Below are 14,718 nucleotides of genomic sequence, written 5' to 3'. Positions count from 1 at the left end.
CGCGCCGCCGGTTAGGTTTTCCCCATGACCGACACGAACGCTTCCCGCACCACCGGCGCCGTCGCCGCAGGCCTCGCCACCGTCACCACCGACGGCACCGTTCTCGACACCTGGTTCCCCGCGCCCGAGCTCGTCGCCGAAGCGGGCCCCTCGGGCACCGAGCGGCTCACCGCCGAGCGTGCCGTGCAGCTGCTCGGCGAGGGCGCCGCCAAGGCCATCGGCCAGGACGCCCGCCGTGGCGTGGAGATCATCGCCGTACGTACGGTCATCGCGTCCATCGACGACAAGCCGCTGGACGCCCACGACGTCTACCTGCGTCTGCACCTGCTCAGCCACCGCCTGGTCAAGCCGCACGGCGTGAACCTCGACGGCCAGTTCGCCTTCCTCGCCAACGTCGCCTGGACCTCGCTCGGCCCGGTCGCCGTCGACGACGTCGAGAAGGTCCGCCTCAACGCCCGCGCCGAGGGCCTGCACCTCGCCGTGACCTCCATCGACAAGTTCCCGCGCATGACGGACTACGTCGCCCCGAAGGGTGTCCGCATCGCCGACGCCGACCGGGTGCGGCTCGGCGCGCACCTCGCCGAGGGCACGACGGTCATGCACGAGGGCTTCGTGAACTTCAACGCGGGCACGCTCGGCACCTCCATGGTCGAGGGCCGCATCTCCGCCGGTGTCGTCGTCGGTGACGGCTCCGACATCGGTGGCGGCGCCTCCACGATGGGCACCCTCTCCGGCGGCGGCAACGTCCGTATCGTCATCGGCGAGCGCTGCCTGATCGGCGCCGAGGCGGGCGTCGGCATCGCGCTGGGCGACGAGTGCGTCGTCGAGGCCGGTCTCTACGTCACCGCCGGGTCCCGGGTGACCATGCCCGACGGGCAGATCGTCAAGGCCCGCGAGCTCTCCGGTGCCTCGAACATCCTCTTCCGCCGCAACTCGGTCACCGGCGCCGTCGAGGCCCGCCCGAACAACGCGGTGTGGGGCGGCCTGAACGACGTGCTGCACAGCCACAACTGAGCATCACCGCTGCAGTGAAGAGCGCCCTCCGGTCTCCCGGAGGGCGCTCTTGCGTAAGCTGCCCTTCCAACGGGGGCGCGCGTCGCGCCGGACGACAGGAGAGCGACATGCAGCGAGTGGGTGTCAGGGCACTGGCCCTGAGCGGAACGGTGGTTCTCGCGCTGGTGGCCGGGTGCGGTCAGAGCGTGGGTGCGGGAGCCGGGGCGGCGCAGGGGGCGAGCCGGATCTCCACCGGCGACCACGGCTATCCCCTGCAGAAGAGCGACATCCCCTGGAGCGGCAGCCCCAGCCCGTTCAACGCGCAGGTCAAGCTCGCCGACGGGCGTCGCGTGGCGATGCACTACATGAAGGGCAAGGGGCTCCTCGTGCAGGACTACAGCCCCAAGGCCAAGGGCTGGTCCAAGTCGGCCGTGGTCTACAAGACGAAGACCGACGCCTGTCAGGGCATCACGCTCAAGGCCAAGGACGGTACGGTCGCGGCCTTCGGGGACTTCGGCGTGTACTGCGCCGACGGTGAGCCGCCGACCGAATCGGTCGCCGCGGTCGCCACGGGCCCGCTGACGAAGTGGGCCACGCACCTCACCAAGAACTTCGACGGCTGGGAGAAGATCGCCGTCGCCACCGGCGGGAAGAAGGCCACGTTCAGCCGAGGCTCCGACACGCTCGTGTGGACGAAGGCCGGGGGCTTCCCCGCCGCGGGCTGAACCTCTCGTACGCGGCGAGCAGCCCGTCGGCCGCCTCACGGCCGGCGGGCCGCAGTGGTGCGCGGACCGGGCCGCCGGGCAGGCCGAGCGCGCCGAGCAGCGCCTTGGAGGTGACCGTGCCCGGCAGGCCCGCGCCCATCATCAACTCGATGAGCTCCATGGCCTGTTGCTGGAGCCGTTGGGCCTGCGCCGTTTCGCCCGCGTCGAACGCGTCGATGACGGAACGGAGTTGACGGGGTACGACGTTGGCCACCGTGCTGATGTATCCCGCGCCGCCCACCGCGTACAGCGCCAGGATGAGCTCGTCGCAGCCGGCGTAGTAGGCCAAGTCGGTGCGGGACAGGACCTTCTGGGTGCCCATCAGGTCGTACGCGCAGTCCTTCACGGCGACGATCCGCGGATGCTCCGCGAGCCGCAGCATCGTCTCCGGCTCGATGCGGGTGCCGGTGCGCCCGGGGATGTCGTAGAGCGCGAGCGGGAGCCCCGACGCGTCGGCGACCTCCAGGAAGTGCGCCTCGACGGCGTCCTGCGGCGGCTTGCTGTAGTAGGGCGTGACCACCAACAGGGCGTCGGCGCCCGCCTTTTCGGCCTGCAGCGCCATCTCGACCGTGTGCCGGGTGGCGAAGCTGCCGACCCCCGCGACGATCGAGGCCCGGTCGCCGACCGCCTCGGCGACGGCGCGCACCAGCGCGGCCTTCTCGCTGTCGGACGTGGTGGGGGACTCGCCGGTGGTGCCCGAGAGCACGAGCCCGTCGCAGCCGTCGGCCACCAGCCGCTCGGCGAGCAGCTGGGCGCCGTCGAGGTCGAGCAGGCCGTCGTCCGTGAAGGGCGTGACCATCGCGCAGAGGGCACGGCCGAGGGGAGGAGGCGCTGATGAAGGTGCGGGCGAGGGTGAGGTCATAGAGGCAGTGTCGGTACGCCGACGCTGAAGCTCCACTTAATTCTGCTACGAGATATGCGACAGGGATGCTGAAGAGTGGCCGCGAGGCGGTGGCGGGTCGCGGGCGAGCGGGCCCGGGCCCTAGTGCCAACTCGCCCCCGTATGGGCCACCATGGGCCGACGGTAGTCGACGGACGGCCGCGCGGCGGCCGCCCACAGGAGGCGTCATGAGGCTGGGCAAAGCACTCGCCACCGGGATCGCCGAGGAAGACCCGCAGGAGCGGCTGCGGCAGACGGATCGTGAGCAGCACACCGAGGCCGGGCCCGAGCTCGAACCGGCGGTGACGGCCGAGGAACCCGCGGCCGGGGTCCCGGCGGTCCGATGAGGCTGCGGCTCCCCGCGGAACGCCCGAAGGAGCCGCCGACCGGATACAAGATCGCCCGCCTCGCGCTGTCCCAGGACGGCGCGAGGGCAGGGTTCACCGGCGTCTCCCTGGGCGCCGCCCTGCCCTACGGCGTGCTCGACGAGGCCCACTGCGTCTACGGCCGGCGGCACGCGGCCCCGCACCGCCGCTGCGACTGCGGCTTCCACTGCGTCCACGAACGTGCCGCGGCGGAGGCGTTCCTGTGCACCGCTGAGCACCGCGGGGCGGCGCTCCTCGAGGTGAGGGTGCTCGGCGCGTACATCCGCTTCGAGCGCGGCTTCCGGTACGCCCGCCAGCGGGTGCGGACGGTGACGGTGCGGCCCTGCCGCTGCGGTGCGCGGGCCGCGGTCCTGGCGGACGCGGGGTGGGGCAGACCGGGGTGGCGCGTGATCGAGGGGGCGTGCGGAACCTGTGCGGGCAGGCGCGCGTCGGTGCGCCTCGCGGAGTTCGCCCGCCTCGCCGGAGAGGGCCTCACGGTCACCGCGGCGCGCCCCGAGTCCGTGCCGGGGTCGCCGTCCGAGGCCATGGGGGTGCCCGAGCTGCTCGCGGAGGCGGCCCTGCTGCAGGCCCGGCTCGATCTGTTCCAGGGGGAGTTGGCGCGCCTGGCGGGGGACGGGAAGGGCTAGCGCCGCCCGTCTGGCATGATCGGCGCCGGGTGCGACAGGCCGACATGACAAAGGCATGAGGCTTGATGAACAAGAACGACAGCGGTACCGGGACGACCGGAACGACCGGGACAAGCGGTACGGGCGAGACGGCCGGGGCGACCAGTACGGGTGAGATGACCGGGATGACCGGGGGCACAGAAGAGAGCCGCGTGGCCCTGGTGACGGGTTCGTCGTCGGGCATCGGCGCGGAGGTGGCCAGACGTCTCGCCACGGCGGGAATCCGGGTGGTGCTCAACTCCGCCCGCTCGGTCGAGGCGGGCGAGAGACTGGCCGCCGAACTCCCCGACGCCCTCTACGTCCGGGCGAACGTCGCCGACGAGGACGACGCCAAGCGTCTGGTCCGGTCCGCGGTCGACGCGTACGGACGCCTGGACATCCTGGTCAACTGCGCCGGAGCCACGCGCTTCATCGCCCACGACGACTTCGAGTCCGCGAGCCCCCAGGTCTGGCGCGAGCTGTACGACATCAACGTCATCGGCGTATGGCAGACGATCACGGCCGCCGTCCCGCACCTCAGGGCGAGCGGCACGGGCAGCGTCGTCACCATCTCCTCGCAGGCGGGGGTGCGCCCCGGCGGCAGCTCCATCCCGTACGCGGTGAGCAAGGCCGCCGTGAACCACATGACGAAGCTGCTGGCCAAGACGCTCGGCCCGGACGTTCGGGTCAACGCGGTCGCGCCCGGCATGATCGACACCCCGTGGTTCGACGGAGTGGAGGGCATCGATTCCGCGATGGAGGCCACGGCGGCGCGGCTTCCGCTGCGCCGCGTGGGCAGGCCGCAGGACATCGCGGGAGCGGTCTTCGACCTGGTGAACGCCTCCTACATCACCGGCGAGATCCTCCTGGTGGACGGCGGGGGCCACCTCCTCTGAGGGCCCGGGGGCCGGCGGCCGGAACCGCGTTGACGTGCGCTGACTCCGGGGGGAGGCTCGGGCCATGACGACGCATTCGTACGCACGCTATGTCGCGATCGGCGACAGTCAGACGGAAGGGGTCGGTGACGGCGACGAGGCTCACGGCCACCGCGGCTGGGCCGACCGGCTCGCCGAGATCCTGGCCGAGGGGGACCCGGAGTTCGGCTACGCGAACCTCGCGGTACGGGGCAGGCTGACGGCCCGCATCAAGGCGGAGCAGCTTGCCCCGGCCCTCGCGCTGCGCCCGGACCTGGTCACGGTCATGGCGGGCATGAACGACCTGGTGCGCCCCGGCTTCGACGCGGCCGGAGTGGCCCGCGACATCGAGGACATGTTCAGTGAGCTGACCGCGGCGGGCGCGCGGGTGGCCACGGTGACGTTCCCGGACATCGGACGGATCTCGCCGCTCGCGCGCAGGGCGCTGCCCCGCGTCCTCGACCTGAACGCCCGCATCCGCGCGGCGGCGGACCGCCACGGGGTCGTCGTCCTGGACACGTTCCCGCACCGGGTCACCACGGACCCCCGGCTGTGGAGCACCGACCGACTGCACGCGAGTCCGCTGGGGCACGCCCGGATCGCCGCGGGCATGGCGGACGCGCTGGGCGTGCCAGGCCATGAGGACTGGGTGCGGCCGCTGCTGCCCCCGGCGCCTCCGGTGTCCACGCTGCGGGCGGTGGCGGCGGAGACGGCGTGGTTCGCGGGGTTCCTGGGCCCGTGGGTGTGGCGGCGCGTCAGGGGCCGTTCCTCGGGCGACGGCCGCGAGGCGAAGCGGCCGGACCTCGCCCCGGTGGCCGCTCCCGAACGGGCCTGACCGCGAGGACCGCGAGGAGCTCAGGGCCAAAGGCCTGAACGCGCTTGACCTCAAGCAAACTTGAGGTCGCAGTGTGGCCGTGGGAAGGGCGCAGCGCCACCCCCCAGGTCCAGCCGCGCTGACCTCTGGCACCCGTACGGTCAAGTAGTGGCGATTTCCCCCACATTGCACATGCTTTCCCCAGCGCCACCCTCCCCCTGGACGGGAATGGTTGACGGTGGGACGTTGAAGCGACGTGGGACGTCGGGGGGAGCCGCCATGATCGCGGGCAAGGAGTTCGAGATAGCGCGGGAGTTCGAGGTCGACGCCTCTCCCGCCGAGGTCTGGGACGCGTTCACCACCGGCACCGGCTGCTGGCTGTGGCCCCTGGTGGCGTACGAGCCCCGCGAGGGCGGCGCCGCCCCCTTCGGCGGCATCATCACCCACTGGGAGCCGCCGCACCGCCTCACCGACCGCGCCGACGACCCCACGGGCCTCCCGCCGGGCCAGACCCTCAACCGGCTCGACCGCGCCATCGAGCCGCGCGACGGCGGCCGCCGCTCCTGGGTCCGCTACGTGCACAGCGGCATCTTCACCGGCGACTGGGACAGCCAGTACGCAGAGGCCGCCAAGCACACCGACTTCTACCTGCACACCCTGTGCCAGTACCTGAAGTACTTCACGGGCCTGCCCGTCACCTTCACCACCCTCGACGGCCCGGCCCCCTCCACCGCGCCGGGAGCCTTCACCAGGCTGGGCCGCCGCCTGGGTCTCCCCGACGACGCGGCCGAGGGCGCCCGGGTGCGCGTGGACGCCCCGGGTGAACCCCTCGACGCGATGGTCGACTTCCGCACCAGGCACTTCATCGGCCTGCGCACGGACACCGCGCTCTACCGCTTCTTCGGCCGCAACCACTTCGGTGCCCCCGTGGGCATCAGCATCCACGACTTCGCGCCGCAGGCTGACGCCAAGGGCACCGAAATGGCCTGGCGCGACTGGCTGCTCCGGCTCTACGCGTGACGAGGGAGCACAGCCGGACAGCACTCACTCACAGCACTCACTCACAGCACTGACCTACGGCCGGAACCGCAGCACCTGCGGATCGTGATCGCTGTTCTGCTCCGCGAACTCCGCGTTGATGTGCACGCTGTCGTACGAGAAGTCGCGTGCGCCGCCCACGCCGGGGCTGGTCAGGATCTGGTCGAGGGCCTGGGTGTTCCCCTGGTAGACGTACGAGTAACGCTCGGACCGGGGAAGGGACTTGACGGCGGACTTCAGTGCGCCGCCCGCCTCCAGGGCGGTCGTCGTCGCCGAGAACTCAAAGTCGTTCACGTCCCCCACGACGACCACGTCCGCGCTCTTCTGTACCTTTCGCACGTCCCGCACGAAGGCGTTCACGGCCTGCGCCTGCCGGAGCCGCTTGGCCTCCGACGACCGCACCGGCGGCTGGTGCCGGGATGTGAGCCCCTCGTCGCCGCCCTTCGACCCGAAGTGGTTGGCGACCACGATCACACTGCGCCCCCGGAAGCTGAACTCTCCGGCCAGCGGCTTGCGGCTGTCCGCCCACGCCGTGTTCGCGGGGTCGACGCGCCCCGGGGAGAGCGTCAGCCCGGCGCGCCCGCCGGAGGAACGTACGACACCCGTGCCCGTCGTCGCGTCCCCGTGGCCCCGGTCCGTGAAGGAGACCCGCTCGGGGTTGAAGAGGAAGACCTGGCGGATGTTGCCGCCCGGCTCCCCGCCGTCCTTGTTGTTCTCCGGGTCGATGGACCGCCACGCGTACTGGGGCCCGCCCGCGGCGACGATCGCGTCCGTGAACTTCTTCAGGGTCGCCTCCGCCGAGACGGTCCCGTCGTTCTTCGCGCCGTTGTCGTCCTGGATCTCCTCCAGGGCGAGGATGTCGGGCGAGGCGAGGTTCGAGACGACGGCCCCGGCCAGGGCGTCGAACTTCGTCTGCGGATCACCGGGGTCGAGGTTCTCGACGTTGTACGTCGCGACAGCGAGCTCGCCCTTGGCCTGGCGGCGCGTCTTCTCCCGTACGAGACCCTTGTCGGTGACCTTGCCGAGCGTCCGCGCGACCAGCGTGTAACCGCCGAACTGGTTGAAGTCCAGGGGGCCTTCGGCGCCACCGGACAGTGCGTCGCCGACGTTCGCCTTCGGGAAGGGCTGCTCGGAGAGCGGGGCCAGCTGCTGGATCTGCAGGCGTCCGGTGTTCTGGTCGTCGTAGGACGTGTAGACCGTGCCGCCGCGCCGGTTCGGGTTCTCGTGCGGCTTCACGGTGATCCACAGCTCCGCGTACGGATCGGTGGCGCCGACCACGCGCGAGGTGCCGACGCGGACGTTCATGCCCTCCAGGGACTCGTACAGATCCAGGGCGTACGAGCGGGGCTTCAGGGGCAGGGCGTTGATGCTGCCGCCGTTCGCGGGGTCGCCGTCGGGCGCGTACGCGGAAGGCACCGACTTGGCGTTCACCGTGACGGGCGCGGGCACCGTGTTGCCGGACGACTCGACCGTGACCGTCGGCTTGGTGAGCTGGGTCAGGGACTGGTTGCCGGAGGCCTCGCCACCGGGCACGTACTCGCCGACCGTGCCGGAGACACGGACCGCGTCACCGGCCTTCACGGTCAGGGCGGCGGAGCCGGTGTAGACGAAGATGCCCTCGCTGGTCGACGGGTCGGAGTCGCCCTTCGGGTCCTGGATCCAGAAGCCCTTCGAGCCGTACGAGCGGACGCCGGTCACGATGCCCGTCACGTCCGTGACCTGCTGTCCCGCGAGGGGCGAGAGACGGGTGGTGCCCTGGATGTCGTGCACGCGCACCTCGGCGGCGGACGCGGACGAGGAGCTCACGGCGAGCAGACCGGCCGCGAGGGCGGTCGCCACGACGGCGGAGGCGGCGGCGGATCTCACGGCGGGCCGGGTGGCACGGGATATGTGCGGCATGCAAGGACTCCGGGAGGGTGAGGGTGAGGGGCGGACCTGTGAAGCGAGCCGGCCCTGAGGGGGGCCGGCGGGCGCTCGGCGTTCTACGCGCGTCAATCTCTTGCGTGGCCAGGGGAGTTGTCAAGGTTCCGCGGGTGTTCTCGCCGTGTATGTCTTCTGACAGGGACATGAACCGGGCGGCATGGGTCCAAATCCGTCTAGGCTTTGGTCCTGCCGACCTTTCCCCGGGTGCTCGACATCGCTCGACCAGGGGACGCCCCATCCTTCGGAGGAGAACCAGCCGATGTCCGTAAGTCCCGCCACCCTGCCGCCGGTGCTGCTGCACTCCGAAGCGGACCTCGCGCGGGCCGCGCTCGCCACGCCGCTGCTCTCCCGTGCCGTGCGCCTCGCACGCTGGGCGGGCCCCGAGACGCGCGTCGGGGCGGGCGGTGAGCTCGTCGACGAGCAGCTGCCGGCCGCCGCGGCCGAGCTCGGGCTCGCGGCGGACGACCCGGACGCCGCCGCGTACGCGAGCGAGGCCTGGCGCGTGGCCGTCGACACGGGCCTGGTGGACGTGACGGACGCGGACGAGTCGGAGGGTGAGGACGCGCCGGGCACGGTGACCGCGGGCGAGGACCTCGCCGCGCTCACCTCCGGCAGCCCGCAGGACATCCTGGGCGTCTGGCTCGGCGCCCTGGACACCGTGTACTCGGACGCGACCGTTCCGGACATGGACAACCTCCTCGACGTCCTGGAGGAGAACGGCGAGATCGACTTCGAGGAGCTCGGCTGGGACCCGCAGGCGGAGGCTGACTTCCTGGACGGCGTGCTCGGCAACCTGTATCTGCTCACCGCGGGGGACGCCGGGGCGGAGGACGCCCCGGTGCCGCTGCCCGCGCTCGCCGCCTCGGTGATCGTGCCGGACGACATGGGGGAGCCGACGGACGACATCCTGGAGCAGGTGTCGGACGCGATGATGAAGCTCGACGACCAGTTCCGGCTCTTCGAGCCGCTCGGGCTCGTCGAGTACCAGCCGGTCGACGAGGCCCTCATGGTGGACATCGACGAGGCCGAGGCGCCGCTGCCGGACGACGACGAGGACGTCTCGCGGTACGGGATGGTCAAGCTGACCCCGCTCGGTGTGTACGGCATCCGGGCGCGGATGCTGGAGGCCGGTGTGGACGCCCCCGCGGTCGGCGATCTCGCGGACAAGGGCGCCGACGCGCTGCTCGAAGGGACGGCCGGTTTCCCGCAGGCCGCGGCGCAGGCCGAGATCGAGCAGTGGCTCGCCCGGCACGAACCGCTGGACGCGGCACGGCAGTTGCTGGCCGCGGCGCGGGGCGGCGACGAGGGGGCGCCGCTCAGGCGGCTGCGGTGCCAGCAGGCGCTCTCGCTGGTGGGCCGCGAGGCGGAGCCCGCCCTGCGGGAGGTCCTCGACGACGCCGAGCTCGGCGGGCTCGCCCGGGTGTGGCTGGCCGAGCACGGGGCGCCCGACGTGCCCGCGCCCTCCGAGGAGCTGGTCTTCTGGCTGACCATCGACACGATCGCCGCGCAGCTCGCCGCCGAGGGCAACTCGGACGAGCTGCAGGGTCTCGTGGAGGGTCTCTCCGAGCAGCACAGCGGGTTCTTCGCCGCGGCCTGGCGGGTCGAGCACCCCGCCACCGCGGACGTCCTGGAGGCGATGGGGCGGCTGCACCCCGACAAGAAGGTGGCGAAGGAAGCGCGGAAGGCGGCGTTCAAGGCCCGGTCGCAGCAAGGGATGTGACGGGCACAGAGCCGTACCGGGCGGGCCGGAGTTCCCGGCCCGCCCGGTAGTGGTGTCAGCTCAGCACTCGTACTTCGTCGTGTGCTTGAACGACGATGTCGCGCCGTCGAAGCCGTACGTCCCCCGGTACGCCGGAGGGTTCTGGTACTCGCCGACGATCGTGATCGTGTTGGCGCAGGAGCCCTGTCCCGTGCGCTTGGCGTCCAGGCGGATCGTGTCGCCCACGAAGCCGCCCGTGATGTCCCAGGGGGCGCCGCAGATGCCGGAGGTGATCTGGCCGCCGGTCACCACGTGCGGGTGGGTGTTGGGGTTGTACTTCACCTCGATGGCGAACGTGATCGCGCCGTTGTGCAGCTCCAGCTTGCAGGTGGTGGAGACCGCCTCGGCGGACACGTCCTGGGGCGCGGCGAACGCCTCGTCGCGCGTCTTGACCTCGGCGCCCTGCGGGTTGTGGAAGCGGTGCTCCGCGCGGGCCTGGCCCTTCTGCTTGCGTGACTGAGTGGTCATGAAGCCCTCCTCTCGGGGTGAGGCCGGTCAGGCCAGCTGCTCGGAGACCTCGACCCGCAGCAGCGCGCGGACGTTCTCGATGTGGTTGAGCACCGTCACGGTGGACGATCCGGCGAACAGCAGCCCCAGCGCGACGTTGTCGAGCGAGGTCACCAGGGACCCCGAGTCGCCGCCCGCGGAGATGTTCGTCGTCAGGATCTGGTCCTTGAAGCGGGCCGTGCCCGCCGTGCCGTAGTTGACGTCGATGGTCGCGTCGACGGCGATGATCCGGCCGAAGGAGATGTTGGTCGTACGGCCGGTCTTCTTCACCTGGTCGCCGACCGCGACGTTCGCCTTGCGGCGCCAGGCGCGCGGCGCACCGCTGAAGTACGTCTCACGGGTCGCGTCCTGGAAGTCGACGGTGCCGAGCGCCGCGTCGACGACGTTGTTGTGACGCTCCAGCGGGATCTGCGGGGCGAACTGGATCGTGATGAAGCGTTCCAGGGTCGCGATGCGGTCGGCCGGGTCCTGGCCGCCGTCGAAGACGCCGGGCTGCACGATCGCGCTGCCGAGCTGCGCGCGGTTGGAGTCGGCCAGCACGTGGTTGTTGGAGAGGATGTAGAACTTCGCCGGTACGCCGAGGCCGGGGCCCGGCGGGTCGACGGCGGCGCCGGGCAGGAAGTCGTAGACCACGCTGCCGAGCGTGCCGGCCGTCACGCGTACGTTGCCGACCGAGGCGCCGGAGGGGCACGGGCGCATACGGCGCTTGAGGAGCTGCGGCTCGAACGCGCCGAGCCCGCCGCGCTCTTGGAGCTGGGGCTGCGACAGGCCCGCGAGCTGCTCGCTCACGCTGCCGTCGGGGCCGTACGCCGCCGATGAGCGGTCATCGGCGCGGGAAGACTGGCGCTGCTGCCGCTGTGCGGCGACATGGCCGACCGCGACGATGTCGGTGGGGGTGCCGTCGTCCATCTGGCGCGGGACGACGTCCCGCTCCGGGAGCATGGACTCCGGGACCTTCTGGGTGACGAACACGATGACGGCCGGTTCGCCGGTGGGCTGTCCCTCGGTCCACTTCACGCCGTGGCCGAAGCCGACGACGTTGGCAAGCGGCGACTGGGGCCGCAGGAAGTCGGATGTCGCCTGCTGGCGGGAGCTGTCACTGAGCTGACCGCCGGTGGGTCCTCGCATCAATTCGGGCTGGCTCACGCCAGACCACCTCTTCGCCTTCATTGCGGGGTCGGAGTTCCGGTCCGTGCTCTGTCCTTGGCCTTGTCCTAGGCCTGGGTCTGGGCGTCGACGCCGCCGATCGCGAGTACGCGCACGGGGACGCCTTCGAGCACCGCCGGAACCACGTCTTCGTCACGCAGCCGGTCACGGGGAACTTTGCGGGTGACGAAGACGACGATCACGTCCGTGCCCGAGTTCTCGTCCCTCCCGGTGCCGACACCGGTGACATTGGCCAGCTTCATCAGCCGGTCCTCATGGAGACTGCGTGCCTGCTGTGCGTCCACGCGGCTCGCCTCCCCCTACGGGTGATGCACGTAGGTGTTGTCTATTGCCGTGTGGAGGGCGGGTCAAGGCGTTTTGCATGAAATCTTGGCTTTAGGGATGATCCGTTCCCGTTGACCTTGTTTACGAAGATCCTCCCCACCCCTTGCGTATGTGCGTGGTTTCCGTTTCACGTACGCAGGTGTGAAGCGCCGTTGAGGTCAAGGACCGTGCCGGACGCCCACTCCGCGACCGGCGAGGCGAGCCACAGCACCGCCGCGGCGATCTCCTGTGCCGTGCCCGCCCGCCCGAAGGGGCTCTGCGCGCGGATCGCCGCGCCCTCGTCGCCGCTGAGCCGGTGCGCGACCCGCTCGGTCGCGAAGAACCCGGGCGCCACCGACGCCACCGCGATCCCGTACGGCGCGAGCGACACCGCGAGGGACTGGCCGAGCGCGTGCACGGCCGCCTTGGTCGCCCCGTACGCCGGGTGGTCGGGCTCCCCGCGGAACGCGCCGCGCGAGCCGACGTTCACGATCCGGCCACCCGTGCCCTGGTCGATCATCCGGCGGGCCGCCAGGTGGCTGAGGTTCGCCGTGGCAAGCAGGTTCACCGACACATGTCGCTGCCAGAGCGCCGCCCAGTCCTCGTAGGACGTGTCGGCGAGGGGATGCGGCAGGTTCACGGCGGCGTTGTTGACCAGGACGTCCAGACCGCCGAGCGCCGCGGCGGCCCGCCCCGCGACATCCGCCGCGCCCGCCGGATCGGACAGGTCCCCGCCCACCAGCACATGGCCCTCGCCCGCCAGGGACGCGAGGGTCGCGCGCGCCTCGTCCTCGCGGGAGCCGTAGTGCACCGCGACGCGGTCGCCGTTCTCCGCGAAGGCCTGCGCGAGGGCTCTGCCCAGACCTCGGGATGCTCCGCTGATCAGTACACGGCGGCCGGTGGCAGGCAGGTTCATGGAAGGTGGCCCCTTGATGTCGGACAGCGTTCAACCGCCGTTTATACGTGAGCGGGAACGTGACGCCGACAGCAGCCCGGCCGAAACCGGAAGTACGCGCACTCGCAGCACTCGCGGTACGCGCACCCGCAGCACGCAGGCCGAGAGTCGCAGCACGTGCACCGTCAGCCCGTAGCCCGCTCGTACGCGCCTCAGGAGACATCATGCCGCTCACCCGCAGGGACTTCGCCAGACGCTCCGCGATCACCGGCGCGGGGGTCGCGCTGGCCGGCAGCGTCGGCGCACTCGCCACCGCGCCCGGCGCGCTCGCCGCAGAGGAGACGACCCAGGACGGGGCCGAGGGACTCGACGGCGCCCCCGGCTACGGGCCGCTGCTCCCCGACCCGAAGGGCCTGCTCGCGCTGCCCGCCGGATTCTCGTACCGCGTCCTCACCCACAGCGGCAGGACCAAGCTGGAGACCGGCGAGTTCACGCCGTCCAACCACGACGGCACGGCCACCTTCGAGGGCCCGCGCGGTGCGACGCTCCTCGTCAACAACCACGAGCTGGGCGGCCCCCGCTCCAAGTGGCCGCACCCCGTCCCGCTCACCGAGGGCCTCGTCTACGACCCGGCCGCGTCCGGCGGATGCACGGTCGTCGAGGTCCGCCGCGACGGACACGTCGCCGAGTGGGTCGGCATCGCGGGCACCGCCACCAACTGCGCGGGCGGCAGCACTCCCTGGGGAACCTGGCTGACCTGCGAGGAGACCGAGGACAAGGCCGGCCAGAACGGCATGACCAAGGACCACGGCTACGTCTTCGAGGTCGACCCCCTCGACCGGCGCGCCAACCGCGCCCCCAAGCCGATCAAGGCCCTCGGCCGCTACGCCCACGAGGCCGTCGTCGTCGACCCCAAGCGCGGCCACCTCTACCTCACCGAGGACGCCTCCGGGCCCAACGGCCTGCTCTACCGCTGGACCCCGCCGCACGGTTTCCACCACGGCCGCGGCAGGCTGCGCACCCTGGCCGACGACGCGGGTGTCCTCAAGGCCCCGAAGTGCTACGACTCCGGCGGCCGTTTCGTGGACGACCTGTCCCGCGCCACCAAGACCGGCACCGTCTACGGCGTGGACTGGGTCGAGGTCCCGGACCGCGACGCCCGCACGGTCTCGGTACGCAAGCAGTTCGCCGACGGCGACATCACCCGCGCCCGCAAGCTCGAAGGCATGTGGTGGGGTGACGGCGGCGTCTACATCGTCGCCTCGTTCGCCCGCGGCGAGAGCCCCGTCCCGCACGACGGACAGGTGTGGTTCTACAACCCGTCGCGCCGCACCCTCACCCTGAAGGTCCTGCTCGGCGTGAACCCCGATCCGTCGAAGGACGGCGCCTTCGACGGCCCGGACAACATCACCGTCTCCCCGTACGGCGGCCTCGTCATCGCCGAGGACGGCGAAGGCGTCCAGCACCTCTTCGGGGCGACCGACCGGGGCCGCACGTACCCGATCGCACGCAACGAACTCAACGCGGGCACCCCCGAGGACCCCTCCTACAGCGAGTTCACCGGCGTCACGTTCTCGCCCGACGGCAAGACGCTCTACGCCAACATCCAGACGCCCGGCATCATGCTGGCGATCACCGGACCGTGGCGCCGCCAGCGCCACTGACGGGTCCGGCGGCGATCCACTGACGGGTCGTGAAAAGCGCCCGGCGAAAACCTTTGGCGCCCCCCGA

General features: G+C 71.5%; 15 protein-coding genes. 9 read left to right on the top strand and 6 right to left on the bottom strand.

All coding sequences use genetic code 11. The features are described from left to right. Positions 1–24: 24 nt before the first annotated feature. Both dapD and AB0E78_RS00690 read left to right on the top strand, forming a co-directional pair. A complete protein-coding gene (gene dapD, locus AB0E78_RS00695) occupies positions 25–1,014 on the top strand; it encodes a 2,3,4,5-tetrahydropyridine-2,6-dicarboxylate N-succinyltransferase (RefSeq protein WP_361826345.1) in 990 nt (329 codons plus the stop codon). A gap of 107 nt (positions 1,015–1,121) precedes the next feature. Then, a complete protein-coding gene (locus tag AB0E78_RS00690) occupies positions 1,122–1,718 on the top strand; it encodes a hypothetical protein (protein ID WP_361826342.1) in 597 nt (198 codons plus the stop codon). Here the strand turns inward: AB0E78_RS00690 and dapA are convergent. Further along, complete coding sequence (gene dapA, locus AB0E78_RS00685; protein WP_361826339.1) at positions 1,657–2,619, bottom strand: 4-hydroxy-tetrahydrodipicolinate synthase; 963 nt, start codon at positions 2,617–2,619, stop codon at positions 1,657–1,659. The two genes, AB0E78_RS00690 and dapA, sit on opposite strands and share 62 nt — an antisense overlap. A 206-nt stretch (positions 2,620–2,825) precedes the next feature. Here dapA and AB0E78_RS00680 point away from each other — a divergent pair, with 206 nt between their 5' ends. From AB0E78_RS00680 to AB0E78_RS00660, 5 genes are all read left to right on the top strand, one after another. After that, positions 2,826–2,984 (top strand): hypothetical protein, encoded by a 159-nt coding sequence (locus tag AB0E78_RS00680; protein WP_361826336.1) that lies wholly within the window; start codon positions 2,826–2,828, stop codon positions 2,982–2,984. Continuing rightward, positions 2,981–3,649: a hypothetical protein gene (locus AB0E78_RS00675; protein ID WP_361826334.1), complete on the top strand. Its 669-nt coding sequence runs from the start codon at positions 2,981–2,983 to the stop codon at positions 3,647–3,649. The genes AB0E78_RS00680 and AB0E78_RS00675 overlap by 4 nt, the downstream gene beginning before the upstream one ends. Before the next feature lie 164 nt (positions 3,650–3,813). Then, a complete protein-coding gene (locus tag AB0E78_RS00670) occupies positions 3,814–4,563 on the top strand; it encodes a glucose 1-dehydrogenase (protein WP_361828417.1) in 750 nt (249 codons plus the stop codon). A 64-nt stretch (positions 4,564–4,627) separates the two neighbouring features. Beyond that, entirely contained in the window at positions 4,628–5,416 is a 789-nt protein-coding gene (locus AB0E78_RS00665; RefSeq protein ID WP_361826331.1) for an SGNH/GDSL hydrolase family protein, read from the top strand. 258 nt (positions 5,417–5,674) lie between these two features. Then, positions 5,675–6,415, top strand: a complete 741-nt coding sequence (locus AB0E78_RS00660) for an SRPBCC domain-containing protein (RefSeq protein WP_361826328.1) — start codon at positions 5,675–5,677, stop codon at positions 6,413–6,415. A 54-nt stretch (positions 6,416–6,469) separates the two neighbouring features. Here AB0E78_RS00660 and AB0E78_RS00655 read toward each other — a convergent pair whose 3' ends face one another. Continuing rightward, positions 6,470–8,332 carry an endonuclease/exonuclease/phosphatase family protein gene (locus AB0E78_RS00655; RefSeq protein WP_361826325.1) on the bottom strand — a complete coding sequence of 621 codons (1,863 nt, stop codon included), beginning with the start codon at positions 8,330–8,332 and terminating at the stop codon, positions 6,470–6,472. Between the two features lie 283 nt (positions 8,333–8,615). On the opposite strand from AB0E78_RS00655, the gene AB0E78_RS00650 reads away from it, so the two are divergent. Further along, a complete protein-coding gene (locus AB0E78_RS00650) occupies positions 8,616–10,076 on the top strand; it encodes a hypothetical protein (protein ID WP_361826322.1) in 1,461 nt (486 codons plus the stop codon). Positions 10,077–10,136: 60 nt separating this feature from the next. On the opposite strand, the gene AB0E78_RS00645 is transcribed toward AB0E78_RS00650, so the two are convergent. From AB0E78_RS00645 to AB0E78_RS00630, 4 genes are all read right to left on the bottom strand, one after another. Continuing rightward, the gene (locus AB0E78_RS00645; RefSeq protein WP_361826319.1) at positions 10,137–10,583 is read right to left on the bottom strand and encodes a hypothetical protein; all 447 of its coding nucleotides are present in this window, start codon (positions 10,581–10,583) and stop codon (positions 10,137–10,139) included. Positions 10,584–10,610: 27 nt separating this feature from the next. Next, a complete protein-coding gene (locus tag AB0E78_RS00640) occupies positions 10,611–11,768 on the bottom strand; it encodes a hypothetical protein (RefSeq protein ID WP_361826316.1) in 1,158 nt (385 codons plus the stop codon). A 68-nt stretch (positions 11,769–11,836) separates the two neighbouring features. Next, entirely contained in the window at positions 11,837–12,073 is a 237-nt protein-coding gene (locus tag AB0E78_RS00635) for a hypothetical protein (RefSeq protein ID WP_361826313.1), read from the bottom strand. A 167-nt stretch (positions 12,074–12,240) separates the two neighbouring features. Next, on the bottom strand, positions 12,241–13,008 hold the full coding sequence (locus AB0E78_RS00630; protein ID WP_361826310.1) for an SDR family oxidoreductase: 768 nt from the start codon (positions 13,006–13,008) through the stop codon (positions 12,241–12,243). Between the two features lie 203 nt (positions 13,009–13,211). On the opposite strand from AB0E78_RS00630, the gene AB0E78_RS00625 reads away from it, so the two are divergent. After that, positions 13,212–14,651, top strand: a complete 1,440-nt coding sequence (locus tag AB0E78_RS00625) for an alkaline phosphatase PhoX (RefSeq protein WP_361826307.1) — start codon at positions 13,212–13,214, stop codon at positions 14,649–14,651. Positions 14,652–14,718: the final 67 nt, after the last annotated feature.

Source organism: Streptomyces sp. NPDC032198 (assembly GCF_040636975.1).
Taxonomy (GTDB): domain Bacteria; phylum Actinomycetota; class Actinomycetes; order Streptomycetales; family Streptomycetaceae; genus Streptomyces.
This window is presented reverse-complemented; position numbering and strand designations above follow the sequence as displayed.